General features: G+C 71.1%; 10 protein-coding genes. 7 read left to right on the forward strand and 3 right to left on the reverse strand.

Features of this window, described 5'->3' with window-relative positions; all coding sequences use genetic code 11:
- The first annotated feature begins 55 nt into the window (after positions 1-55).
- The 7 genes from ACQCO7_RS24650 (at position 56) to ACQCO7_RS24680 (ending at position 7,966) form a co-directional block, all read left to right on the forward strand.
- Complete coding sequence (locus ACQCO7_RS24650) at positions 56-334, forward strand: glutaredoxin family protein (protein ID WP_464073861.1); 279 nt, start codon at positions 56-58, stop codon at positions 332-334.
- A gap of 235 nt (positions 335-569) precedes the next feature.
- Complete coding sequence (locus ACQCO7_RS24655; RefSeq protein WP_464073862.1) at positions 570-1,319, forward strand: redox-sensing transcriptional repressor Rex; 750 nt, start codon at positions 570-572, stop codon at positions 1,317-1,319.
- Positions 1,316-2,944, forward strand: a complete 1,629-nt coding sequence (locus ACQCO7_RS24660) for a glutamyl-tRNA reductase (protein ID WP_464073863.1) — start codon at positions 1,316-1,318, stop codon at positions 2,942-2,944. The genes ACQCO7_RS24655 and ACQCO7_RS24660 overlap by 4 nt, the downstream gene beginning before the upstream one ends.
- Positions 2,941-3,900, forward strand: a complete 960-nt coding sequence (gene hemC / locus ACQCO7_RS24665; protein ID WP_464073864.1) for a hydroxymethylbilane synthase — start codon at positions 2,941-2,943, stop codon at positions 3,898-3,900. Before ACQCO7_RS24660 ends, hemC begins: the two co-directional genes overlap by 4 nt.
- Positions 3,897-5,582, forward strand: a complete 1,686-nt coding sequence (locus ACQCO7_RS24670; RefSeq protein WP_464073865.1) for a bifunctional uroporphyrinogen-III C-methyltransferase/uroporphyrinogen-III synthase — start codon at positions 3,897-3,899, stop codon at positions 5,580-5,582. Before hemC ends, ACQCO7_RS24670 begins: the two co-directional genes overlap by 4 nt.
- 405 nt (positions 5,583-5,987) lie before the next feature.
- On the forward strand, positions 5,988-6,989 hold the full coding sequence (hemB, locus tag ACQCO7_RS24675) for a porphobilinogen synthase (RefSeq protein ID WP_464073866.1): 1,002 nt from the start codon (positions 5,988-5,990) through the stop codon (positions 6,987-6,989).
- 71 nt (positions 6,990-7,060) lie between these two features.
- The gene (locus ACQCO7_RS24680; RefSeq protein WP_464073867.1) at positions 7,061-7,966 is read left to right on the forward strand and encodes an SAM-dependent methyltransferase; all 906 of its coding nucleotides are present in this window, start codon (positions 7,061-7,063) and stop codon (positions 7,964-7,966) included.
- Here the strand turns inward: ACQCO7_RS24680 and ACQCO7_RS24685 are convergent.
- From ACQCO7_RS24685 to ACQCO7_RS24695, 3 genes are all read right to left on the reverse strand, one after another.
- Complete coding sequence (locus tag ACQCO7_RS24685) at positions 7,956-8,678, reverse strand: AAA family ATPase (RefSeq protein ID WP_464073868.1); 723 nt, start codon at positions 8,676-8,678, stop codon at positions 7,956-7,958. The genes ACQCO7_RS24680 and ACQCO7_RS24685 overlap by 11 nt on opposite strands.
- Before the next feature lie 87 nt (positions 8,679-8,765).
- Positions 8,766-9,578, reverse strand: coding sequence for a DUF4253 domain-containing protein (locus tag ACQCO7_RS24690; RefSeq protein WP_464073869.1), 813 nt, complete (start codon positions 9,576-9,578; stop codon positions 8,766-8,768).
- 44 nt (positions 9,579-9,622) lie between these two features.
- Positions 9,623-11,560, reverse strand: coding sequence for a trypsin-like serine peptidase (locus ACQCO7_RS24695; protein WP_464073870.1), 1,938 nt, complete (start codon positions 11,558-11,560; stop codon positions 9,623-9,625).
- Positions 11,561-11,875 lie beyond the last annotated feature (315 nt).

The following is an 11,875-nucleotide window of genomic DNA, read 5'->3' on the forward strand; positions in this document are numbered from 1 at the left end:
GATGGTGTGAACTCTCCACGACCGCTTCGTTAAAGAGCGCGGCAAGGGCCGGACAATGGGCCGTATGACTCCGCTCTTCCGGCGCAAGCCCGCCGCACCGAAGCACGTCACCCTGATCGGCAAGCCCGACTGCCACCTCTGTGAGGACGCCGAGGCGGTGGTGGCCAGGGTGTGCGGGGAGCTGGGCGTGGTGTGGGAGAAGAAGGACATCCAGCAGGACGCCGCACTTCACGACGCCTACTGGGAGCAGATTCCGGTCGTTCTGGTGGACGGGAAGCAGCACACGTTCTGGCGCGTGGACGAGGCCCGGTTGCGGAAGGTACTGACCAGCTAGTCCAAAGACGTACGAATGTCGCTTAGGATCGATGGCCAGGTGGTCTTGGGGGCGGGATTCATGAGGAGCGTGAGCTGTTTTGCCCCCAGGAGTGAAACGCGTGACCCCGGTCACGTTGGCCGGGCAAATCGGACACCATCTTTGTGCACGCGTTCACAAAGACATAGCCTGCTTTCGACGGGGCGGTCCGGGGACGTACGACCGCCCAGAGCCCCGCGCAACCCGCAGGAGCACCGTGGCAACTGGCCGAACTCACCGACCGGCGACCCGTAGCCGAGGGATTCCCGAGGCCACTGTCGCCAGGCTTCCGCTGTACCTCCGCGCCCTGACCGCGTTGTCGGAGCGCTCGGTGCCCACGGTCTCCTCCGAGGAGCTCGCGGCGGCGGCGGGGGTCAACTCCGCCAAGCTGCGCAAGGACTTCTCGTACCTGGGTTCGTACGGAACGCGCGGTGTCGGCTACGACGTCGAGTATCTCGTCTACCAGATCTCCCGCGAGCTGGGCCTCACCCAGGACTGGCCGGTCGTCATCGTCGGTATCGGCAACCTCGGCGCCGCCCTCGCCAACTACGGCGGGTTCGCCTCGCGCGGGTTCCGTGTCGCCGCTCTCATCGACGCCGACCCGGCCATGGAGGGCCGCCAGGTCGCCGGCATCGCCGTACGCCACAGCGACGACCTGGAGCGGATCATCCAGGACAACGGTGTGTCCATCGGCGTCATCACCACCCCGCCGAGCGTCGCGCAGCAGGTGTGCGACCGGCTCGTGGCCGCCGGGGTGACGTCCATCCTGAACTTCGCGCCGACCGTGCTGACCGTCCCCGACGGGGTCGACGTCCGCAAGGTCGACCTCTCGATCGAGCTCCAGATCCTCGCCTTCCACGAGCAGCGCAAGGCCGGCGAGATCGCCGAGAACGCGACCGCCGTGGCGCACGACGACTCCCCCGAGCAGGGACCCGACGGGGACGTCCCCGCCGTGATGCCGGCATGAGTCTCCTCGTCGTCGGCCTGAGCCACCGCAGCGCTCCCGTGAGCGTCCTGGAGCGGGCCTCGCTCGGTCAGGACGCGCAGGTCAAGCTGCTCCAGGACACGGTCGCCGCGGACCCGGCCGCCGAGGCCGCCGTCCTCGCCACCTGCAACCGGATCGAGCTGTACGCCGATGTGGACAAGTTCCACGCCGGGGTCGCCGAGCTGTCGACGCTGCTCGCGCAGCACAGCGGGGTCGGGCTCGACGAGCTGACGCCGTACCTGTACGTGCATTACGAGGACCGCGCCGTCCACCACATGTTCTCCGTGGCGTGCGGGCTCGACTCCATGGTCGTCGGCGAGGGGCAGATCCTCGGGCAGCTCAAGGACTCCCTCGCGAAGGCGCAGGAGCTGCACAGCGCCGGGCGGCTGATGAACGACCTCTTCCAGCAGGCGCTGCGGGTCGGGAAGCGGGCGCACTCCGAGACCGGGATCGACCGGGCCGGACAGTCGCTGGTGACCTTCGGGCTTGAGCAGCTCGCCCGGGAGACGCCGGTCGAGGAGTGGGTGCGGGGGAAGAAGGCGCTGGTCATCGGCGCCGGGTCGATGTCCTCGCTGGCCGCCGCGACGCTCGCGCGCGCCGGAGTCGGGGAGATCGTCGTCGCCAACCGGACGTACGACCGCGCCGAGCGCCTCGTACAGATACTGGCCGACGGTACGGACGTGACGGCCCGCGCGGTCCCGATGGAATCGGTGCCGGGCGAGCTGGCACGGGCCGATCTGGCGGTGTCCTGTACGGGGGCGACGGGGCTGGTGCTCACCGGTGAGGACGTCGCCCGTGCCGTCGAGGGGCGTACGGAGGCGGTGGCCGCTGTACCCGCGCCCCGTGTGATCAAACTCCCGCAGCCCGAAGAGTCCTGTCCCCTCGACCTCGGCGCCGTCCAGCAGGGCTTCTCCGTCGCCGGGGACGCCGCCGTCGCCGGGATGGACGCGGCCACGCTGGAGCAGCACGCCGCGTGGGTCGACAACGGGAGCGTGGACCGGCGGGCCGACAAGGAGGCCGAGCTGATCTCGGCGCTCGCGCAGACCGCCGCGACGGCCGGCCGGATTCCCGAGCGGCGCCGTCCCGAAACGGTGGACGCCGTCTCCGCCGAACCCGTGCTGTGCCTGCTCGACCTCGCGATGCCCCGCGACATCGACGGCGCCGCCCACCGCGTGGGCGGGGTGCGGCTGGTGGACATCGAGTCGCTGGCCGAGGTCAGCGCGGACGCGCCGATGGCGTCCGACGTGGACCAGGTCCGGCGGATCGTGTCGGACGAAGTGAACGCCTTCGGTGCCGCGCAGCGCGCCGCGCACATCACGCCGACCGTCGTCGCCCTGCGGACGATGGCCGCCGACGTGGTGGCCGGCGAGATCGCGCGCCTCGAAGGACGGCTGCCCGGGCTCGACGACAAGCACCGGGCCGAGATCACCCAGACCGTGCGGCGCGTCGTCGACAAACTGCTGCACGCGCCGACCGTACGGGTCAAGCAGCTCGCGGCGGAGCCCGGCGGCGCCGGGTACGCGGACGCGCTGCGCACCCTGTTCGACCTCGACCAGGAGACGGTCGCCGCCGTGTCCCGGGCAACGGATGAGAAGGACCCGGAATGAGTGACAAGGCGCTGAGACTGGGGACGAGGCGGAGCAGACTCGCCCTCGCCCAGTCGACGCAGGTGGCCGAGGCGGTGAGTCAGGTGACCGGGCGCCCGGTCGAACTCGTCGAGATCACGACGTACGGCGACACCTCCCGCGAGCACCTCGCCCAGATCGGCGGGACCGGCGTGTTCGTCACCGCGCTGCGCGACGCGCTGCTCGCGGGCGAGGTCGACTTCGCCGTTCACTCGCTGAAGGACCTGCCGACGGCGCAGCCCGAGGGGCTGACGCTGGCGGCCGTACCCGTGCGCGAGGACCCGCGCGACGTCCTCGTCGCCCGGGACGCGCTGAAGCTGACCGATCTGCCCCGCGCGGCGCGGATCGGGACCGGTTCGCCGCGCAGGGCGGCCCAGTTGAACGCGTACGCCCGTGCGCACGGGCTGGAGTTCGAGCTGGTCGCGATCCGGGGGAACGTCGACACCCGGATCCGGTACGTCCATGACGGTGAGCTGGACGCGGTCGTGCTGGCCGCCGCCGGGCTCAACCGGATCGGGCGCGCCGACGAAGTCACCGACTTCCTGTCGATAGACGCGGTTCTGCCCGCCCCCGGCCAGGGGGCACTGGCGATCGAGTGCGCGGCGTCCGACGCCGACCTCGTCGCCGCGCTCGGCGAACTCGACGACCCGTTCACGCGGGCCGCCGTAACGGCCGAGCGGTCACTGCTCGCCGCCCTGGAGGCCGGTTGCAGCGCACCTGTGGGTGCGTTGGCCGACCTGCTGGCCGACGGGCAGATTGTCAAGGAAATGCGCCTGCGGGGGGTTGTCGGTACCACCGACGGTTCCCGTACGGTGCAGCTGTCCACCACCGGTCCCGTGCCCGAGACGCATGACCAGGCAACGACGCTCGGTCGCGAGCTCGCCGCCGAGATGCTTGCCCAGGGCGCGGCCGGTCTGATGGGGGAGCGAGCACATTGAGCCCCACCACCCTTCCCTCCGGCCTGGACCACGGGCACGTCACCTTTCTGGGTGCCGGACCCGGGGATCCGGGACTGCTGACTCTGCGCGCCGTGGAGGCGCTGGCGAGCGCGGACGTCCTCGTCGCCGAGCACGAGGTGCTCGACGTCGTACGGACGCACGCGCGGACCGGCGTCTCCGTCGTGCCCACGGACCCCGCCCCGGGCACGATCGCACCACAGCCCACGGTAGTTGACAGTGCGTCAGCGACCGTGGCGCTTCCCGTGATGCGGGATGCGGCACATCTTGTCATGGAGGCCGCGCGGGGCGGCAGGCGGGTCGTCCGTGCGGTCTCGGGCGACCCGGGACTTGATACGTACGCCGCCGCCGAAATGCTCGCCTGCGCTTCCGCGGGTGTGCCGTTCGAGGTGGTGCCCGGTGTGGCCGCCGCCGTCGGCGTGCCGGCCTATGCCGGTGTGCCGCTGCGGGACGCCCAGGGCGCGGACGTCCGGTTCGTGGACGCCCGTACCGCCTCCGACCGGTGCTGGACCGAGGTGGGGGCGTCCGACGGGACGCTCGTCGTCTCGACCTCGCTGGACGCCGTCGCCGCCGCCGCGGGGGAGCTGGTCTCCGCCGGGCGCAAGCCCGATACGCCGTTGACGGTGACCGTCGCCGGGACCACCACCCGGCAGCGGACCTGGTGCGCGACCCTCGGGACCATCGCGCAGACCCTCAAGCAGGCGAAGGTGCTGCCCTCGCCCGACGGGTGGCGGCCCGTGATAGCCGTCGTGGGGGAGCGGTCCGCTCCCGCCCAGCGGGATCAGCTCGCCTGGTTCGAGTCGAAGCCGCTCTTCGGGTGGAAGGTGCTCGTTCCCCGTACGAAGGAACAGGCGGGCTCTCTCTCCGAGCAGCTGCGCTCCTACGGCGCCGTGCCGCACGAGGTGCCCACCATCGCTGTCGAGCCTCCCCGGACGCCTCAGCAGATGGAGCGGGCCGTCAAGGGGCTGGTCACCGGGCGGTACGAGTGGATCGCCTTCACCTCCGTCAACGCCGTCAAGGCGGTGCGGGAGAAGTTCGAGGAGTACGGGCTCGATGCCCGTGCCTTTGCCGGGATCAAGGTCGCGGCGGTGGGTGAGCAGACCGCCAAGGCGTTGATCGCCTTCGGTGTGAAGCCCGACCTCGTGCCCAGCGGGGAGCAGTCCGCCGCCGGGCTGCTGGAGGACTGGCCCCCTTACGACCCGGTCTTCGACCCCATCGACCGGGTGTTCCTGCCTCGCGCCGACATCGCCACCGAGACGCTGGTCGCCGGGCTCATCGACCTCGGGTGGGAGGTGGACGACGTGACCGCCTACCGGACGGTCCGTGCGTCGCCGCCGCCGGCCGATACCCGGGAGGCGATCAAGGGGGGTGGGTTCGACGCGGTGCTGTTCACCTCGTCGTCCACCGTGCGGAACCTGGTCGGGATCGCCGGGAAGCCGCACAACGTGACGGTGATCGCCTGTATCGGGCCGGCCACCGCCAAGACCGCCGAGGAGCATGGGCTCCGGGTCGATGTGATGGCTCCCGAGCCGTCCGCGCAGAAGCTGGCCGAGGCGTTGGCGGAGTTCGGGGTGCGGCGGAGGATGGCCGCGCTGGACGCCGGGGACCCTGTGACACGGCCGAGCGAGCGGCGGCCCGGGGGGCGGCGGCGCCGGGCCACCTGAGGGGCCGGCCGAGGGGTCGGCCGGCTGGCTGGGGCCGGGGCTTTTCGGGGCGGGGGTTCTTTCGAGGGCCCCCGCCCTTCGGCATGTGAAAGACGGCTCTTCGGTATGTGAGAGACGGTCCTTCGGTATGTGAGAGACGGCGGAGCGCTCTTTCCTCGCGGGGGGCTGCGAGGGGGGTGGGGCGCTCCGCCGTCGGCCTTTTGCTGTGAGCGGCCGGTGACCATGGTCCGGGGCGCGCTTCGGGGTTGTCGTTGGCGAGGCGTCCACGGGTGCTTGGCGCGGTGTCCACCGAGGTCGGGGCGCCGAAGCGGATCCGGGGCGTCCGGGGTGTCCGAGGCGTCCGGGGCGTCCGGGGTCGACAACCCGTCGGCAAAGGTGCTCCCGGGGCGGGCGTAGCTTAGGGATATGTCTACGTACGCTTCCTTTCCCGGCTCCCGGCCCCGGCGGCTTCGTACCTCTCCCGTGATGCGGCGGATGGTCGCGGAGACCCGGCTGCACCCGGCGGACTTCATCCTTCCGGCGTTCGTGCGGGAGGGGGTGGCCGAGCCCGTGCCGATCCAGGCGATGCCGGGGGTCGTGCAGCACACGCGGGACAGTCTCAGGAAGGCCGCCGTCGAGGCCGTCGAGGCCGGGGTCTCCGGGATCATGCTCTTCGGGGTGCCGGAGGACTCGAAGAAGGACGCGTACGGCACCCCGGGGACCGACCCCGACGGCATCCTCCAGGTCGCCCTCCGCGACGTACGCGCCGAGGTCGGTGACGAGCTGCTGGTCATGTCCGACCTCTGCCTCGACGAGACGACCGATCACGGGCACTGCGGGGTCCTCGACGAGCAGGGGCGCGTCGACAACGACGCCACGCTGGAGCGGTACGCCGAGATGGCCCAGGTCCAGGCCGACGCGGGCGCGCACGTCGTGGGCCCCAGCGGCATGATGGACGGCCAGATCGGCGTCGTCCGGGACGCGCTCGACCAGATCGGGCGGGAGGACGTGGCGATCCTGGCGTACACGGTGAAGTACTCCTCCGCGTTCTACGGGCCGTTCCGCGAGGCCGTCGGGTCCTCGTTGCGGGGCGACCGCAAGACGTACCAGCAGGACCCGGCCAACTGGCGTGAATCCCTGAGGGAGTTGGCCCTGGATGTGGAGGAGGGCGCCGACCTGGTGATGGTCAAGCCCGCCGGTCCCTACCTCGACATCCTCGCCCGCGTCTCCGACGCCGTCGAGCTCCCCGTCGTCGCCTACCAGATCTCCGGCGAGTACTCCATGGTCGAGGCCGCCGCCGAGAAGGGGTGGATCGACCGGGACCGCGCGATCTTCGAGACGCTGACCGGGATCCGGCGGGCGGGGGCGCGGAACATTCTGACGTACTGGGCGGTGGAGGCGGCTCGGAAGCTGGACGGGTGGCAGTGAGGTGAGTAACTCAACTGCCGTGAGCCGTTAGGTAGTTGGAGGGACTTTCGGTTCAGGGTGAGGAGACTGTCGTGCCTGGTGATGCGCTTGAGGTGGATCCCGCTGAACTGCGCAGGCGGATCGATACGACCAAGGCGCATCCCGCGCGGGTCTATGACGTGTTCCTCGGCGGGAAGGACAACTATCCCGTCGATCGGGAGGCCGCCGCTGCGGGGCTTGTCGCCAATCCCCGGGGGTATCTCGATGTGCGGCACAACCGGGACTTCATGCGGCGGGCCGTGACTCGGCTCGCCGGAGAGGGGGTCCGGCAGTTCCTCGATGTGGGGACCGGGTTGCCCACCGGGGAGAACGTGCACCAGATCGCCCAGCGGGCGGTGCCCGAGGCGCGGGTCGTGTACGTCGACAACGATCCGGTGGTGCTGGCGCACGCTCGGGCGTTGCTGACGTCGGGGCCCGAGGGGCGTACCGACTACATCGACGCGGATCTGAGCGAGCCCGGGCAGATCCTTGAACTCGCCGCGCGGACACTGGACTTCAGTGAGCCGATCGCCCTCGCCCTCGTCGCCGTGCTGCACTTCGTCGAGGACGAGCAGGCTTATCCGATCGTGCGGGAGCTGGTGGAGGCGTTGCCCGCCGGGAGCCGGCTCGTGCTGAGTCATCTCACCGACGAGATGCATCCGGTTCCCACGCGGGCGGTCCAACGGACGTACACCGAGCGGGGGTTCACGTTCGTGTTCCGGTCCAGGGCCGAGGTGGAGCGGTTCTTCGAGGAGACGCCGGGGCTGGCGCTCGACTCGCCGCCCGGCGTCGTGCCGGTGCACCAGTGGCATCCGGGGGCCGCGCCGCCGCCGCCCGCCATCGAGGCGGAGGAGTTCGAGGCGCTGGACGACATCGAGAAGATCCGGTACCGGGACATCAACGATGTGACGGACGACGACATCAACGTGTACGGGGCGACGGGGACCGTCAGCCGATGACGTGCCGCAGGTAGGCGGCGGGGTCGTCGAGGTAGCGGCGCCAGTGGTCCACCAGCTCCAGTTCGGGCCAGGTCGCTCTGCGCAGGCCGTGTTCGCCGACCTCGATGATGTCCGCGCCGGGGAGGGCGGTCAGCAGCGGGGAGTGGGTCGCGCAGATGACCTGGCCGCCGGATCGGGTCAAGTGGTCGATGTGGCCCAGGAGTTCGAGGCAGGACGTGAAGGAGAGGGCCGCCTCCGGCTCGTCCATCACGTAGAGCCCGGGGTGGTGGAACTTGCCCCGGAACGCGGCGAGGAAGCCTTCGCCGTGGCTGACCTCGTCCGGGGTGAAGCCCTCTCTGGCCAGGGCGTCCAACGCGGTCTCGGCGCGCAGGAAGAAGCCCTTTCTCGCCGACCAACTGGACATCATGCGGCGGCCATTGGGGGTCGCGTCGAGCTTGAGGCGTTTGCCCAAGGGGGACTTGGGGCGGTGGCTGGCGTACTTCCAGTCGTGCGAGCCGCCCCAGGGGTCCAGGCCGAAGGCTTCCGCGATGGCCTCGACGAGGGTGGATTTTCCCGAGCCGTTCTCGCCGACGAGGAAGGTGACCGGGGCGGTGAGGCGGAGGCCGGTCGCGAGGAGGTCCGCGACGCAGGGGACGGACCAGGGCCACTCGGGGGCGCCGGTGTCGTCCTTGTCGTCCGGGGTGGTGTGGGCGTACACGCGGTCGATGATCACGGGGTCGGGGCTTCCTCGGGGCGAGGGAGGGGGCGAGGGCGAGGGGGATGGCGACGGCGGGCCTGGGGCGAGGTCGAGGGCGGCCGGTCAGTCCCACCAGAAGTGCCAACTCGGGGCGCCGATCAGGTCCTTGGCGTACGCCTCGATCGTGCCGGGGCCCTGTTCGATGTTGTCCGGGCAGAAGGCGTAGTGCTCGGCGGCGATGGCCTCCGCCTCCTCCTGGGTGGCGGGCGGGGCGGCGACCGAGACGGCCAGGGTGGCGAAGCCGATGGCCACGACGCGGGCGCCGAAGCGGTCCTCCCACGTGCGCAGGACCGCGCAGAGGCGGGCCACGTCGTTCTCGTGGTTCAGGGGGCCGGTCCAGCCGATCGCGGCCGGGATGTCGGCGGAGCGGCGGGCGGGGACGAGGGCGAGGTGCGGCGCGGTGAACCAGGTCCTGTCCTTCGACTCCGAGATGTCGTCCGCGAGTTGGGTGGCGCGCGTGTCGGGGTCGGCGGTCGGGGTGGTGGCGGGGGCGAGGCCGGGCCAGGTGCGGGTGAAGGGGGCGCGCAGGTCGGCGTGGAACTCGTCGTACTCGTCCTCCTCGGTCTCCCAGAACTCCGCGAGGACGTCCTCCGCGTCGTGGTCCCCCGGGTACGACGCCGCGTCCGGGTCCAGCTCCCAACCCTGGCGCTCCTCCCAGTGGTTGGCCACGTCCACGAGGACCGGGAGGAGGCCCGCCTGGCCCGCCTGGGCGCCCAGCGCCGTCCAGTTGCCGGAGGACGCGGGCTGGTTCGCGTACCACAGCAGGGGCTGCGGCCAGTCGGCGTCCACCAGCTTGCCCGGCGGGAGTCGGAGGCCCAGTTTGCGGCCGCTCGGGTCCGACGCGAGCCGGGGGAGGGGGTTCGGGAGAGTCGCCATGTCTGTGACTGTAGGCGGCGGCACTGACAATCGGGGCCGGTGTGTCAGGTGAGGGGGGTCTCGGTGTGGAGGCCTTGGGTGTCCGCGCCGGTGAAGAGGGAGACGTGGCCGTCGGTCCAGCGGACGATGACGTCGTTGGCCGTGGTGTTGGCGGTGAAGGCGCCGGCGGTGACGAGAGTGGCGTTCTTCCAGGGGGAGTTCGGGGGCTGGAGCTGGGTCTCGGCGGGGAGGGCCCCGGCGGTCAGGCCGGGGTAGAGGGTGGTCTCGCCGTCGCTCCAGCGGACGATGACGTCGTCGGTGGGGCTGCCGGTGACGGAAGCGGTGGTGAGCTGTCCGGCGTGGGGCCAGGTGGCGTTCTTGGCGGTGATCTGGGTCTGGTTGCCCAGGCCGTTGGTGGCGAGGTCGGCGTAGAGGGAGACGTGGCCGTCCTTGAAGGTGACGAGGAGGTCGTCCCGGTTGCCGCCGGGGGTGAAGCGTCCGCCGGTCATGAGTTGGGCGGTGTCGCGCCACAAGGCGGTCTGGGGCGGGGCGAGTTGCTTCTCGCCGTGGAAGCCCTGGGTGTCGACGGTCGGGTAGAGGGTCATCTCGCCGTCGATCCAGCGCACGGCCAGTCCGTCGGTCTTCCCGCCGGTGTTGACGGTGGTGAGGGAGACGGCCTTGGCCCAGATGCTCTTGCTCTGCGCGAGCTGGTACTCGGCGGTGAAGGGGTGGGTGGTGTCGCCGCCCTGGTAGAGGGTGACCCTTCCGTCGTCCCACCGCACGATCAGGTCCATGTGACGGGAGCCGCCGGGAGAACCGCCGGTGAAGTAACCCGCCGTCATCCCCACCGCGTGCTTCCAGACGGCGGGGGCGAAGTCGGGCAGCACCAGGGTTTTGTACGGCGGTCTCGCGCCCACCGCGCGGTGCGCCGCCGCGTCGTTGAACAGGGCCTGCGCGTCCTTGCCGAACAGCGGGGCGTACGTCACCCAGTCGTCGTTCGTGTCGTTGCCGCCGCCGTTGTAGCCGCCGGTGGCGCCGATGACCTTGCCGGTTCCCCGGGCCGGGTCGTAGTCCTTGATCCAGGGGCCGCCGGAGACACCGCCGTAGAAGCCCGTGCACGCCATCCTCAACTGGCCGTAGCCCGGCAGGCGTTGGGTGGTCACGGGGCAACGGATCGGGGTGTGGCGGGGGTTGACGCTCGTCGCGCTGGGGTAGCCGAGGACGGTCACGCGGTGCGTGTAGCCCGTGGCCGTCGTCGTGAACGTCAGCGCGCCCGTGACGTCCTCCAGGCGTCTGCCCTTGCTGTTGGGTGCCGTCTGCGTGAAGGCCAGGTCCAGGTCCGAGACCGGCTTCTTCGTGTTCGACTCGTAGCGGGGGTCTATGTAGACGCGGATGACCGGGAAGACGCCGTACGGCTGCGAGGCCGCGGGCCTGCCGCTCACGTATTGGGGTACGAAGATCCGGTGCGTGGCCTTTTGCAGGCCCGTGCCGCAGTGGCCTGCCGTCAGGACGATGTCCTTCGCGGGCGTGTGGACGACGCTGCCCGTGCAGAACGTGCTTTTGCCGCCCAGGGGTTTGCTGTCGAAGAAGAACGTGCCCACTGTGGGGTGGCCGGCGAAGTGTTCCGGGCGGGGGGTGCCGGGGGGTGCGGTGCGGTGGGGGGTGACCGCGTCGGCGTGTGCGTCGGGGGTGGCGGTGTGCGGGGCGATGGTGCGGGGCGCGGAGGGGGTGGCCGCCGGGCCGGTCGGGACGGCGTCGGTCATGCGGTCCGCCGTCCAGTACCGCTCCTCTTCGCGCAGGCTGGGGGTGGCCGGGCGGGGCGAGGGCGTCGGGGTGCTCGGGGCGGCCGGGGTGCTCGGGGCGGCCGGGGTGCTCGGGCTGGTCCGGGGGGTGGTCTGTTGTGCCGTGTCCGTGGACGGTGCGGAGGAGGCGGGGGCCGCGCCGAGCGCGCTTGCGCTCAGGCTCAGCGCGAGGACCGGGAGCCAGCCGTGTCTGGAACGCAAGGGGACGTCTTTCGGTCTCGGATGTGCCCGGAGGCGGGGGCGGACGGTGGGACGCGCCGTGCGGTGCGGAGCTTGGAGGGGGTTGAGCTTGGAGGGGGGTGAGCCTGGAGGGGGCTGAGCTTGGAGGGGTCTGAGCTTGGAGGGGGCTGAGTCCCTTCCGGGTTCGAGTGATTATAGGGGTGGTGTCGAGATTGGGTTCGTACGCGGGTTGTGTGGGGTTTCGGAGGGGTGGGGGAGTAGGTGGCGACGACGTTTGCCGGTTCTCAGGGACGTCGACTCGCCGCTGTTGAGCTGACGGCGTGCCGTCCAGCCGGT

It is taken from the genome of Streptomyces saintjeani, assembly GCF_055409605.1.

What these genes read in the sequence shown, in the direction of transcription:
- ACQCO7_RS24650 (WP_464073861.1), top strand. Translation starts at nt 56, where the DNA reads ATGGGCCGTATGACTCCGCTCTTCCGGCGCAAGCCCGCCGCACCGAAG.
- ACQCO7_RS24660 (WP_464073863.1), top strand. Translation starts at nt 1,316, where the DNA reads ATGAGTCTCCTCGTCGTCGGCCTGAGCCACCGCAGCGCTCCCGTGAGC.
- hemC (WP_464073864.1), top strand. Translation starts at nt 2,941, where the DNA reads ATGAGTGACAAGGCGCTGAGACTGGGGACGAGGCGGAGCAGACTCGCC.
- hemB (WP_464073866.1), top strand. Translation starts at nt 5,988, where the DNA reads ATGTCTACGTACGCTTCCTTTCCCGGCTCCCGGCCCCGGCGGCTTCGT.
- ACQCO7_RS24690 (WP_464073869.1), bottom strand. Translation starts at nt 9,578, where the DNA reads ATGGCGACTCTCCCGAACCCCCTCCCCCGGCTCGCGTCGGACCCGAGC.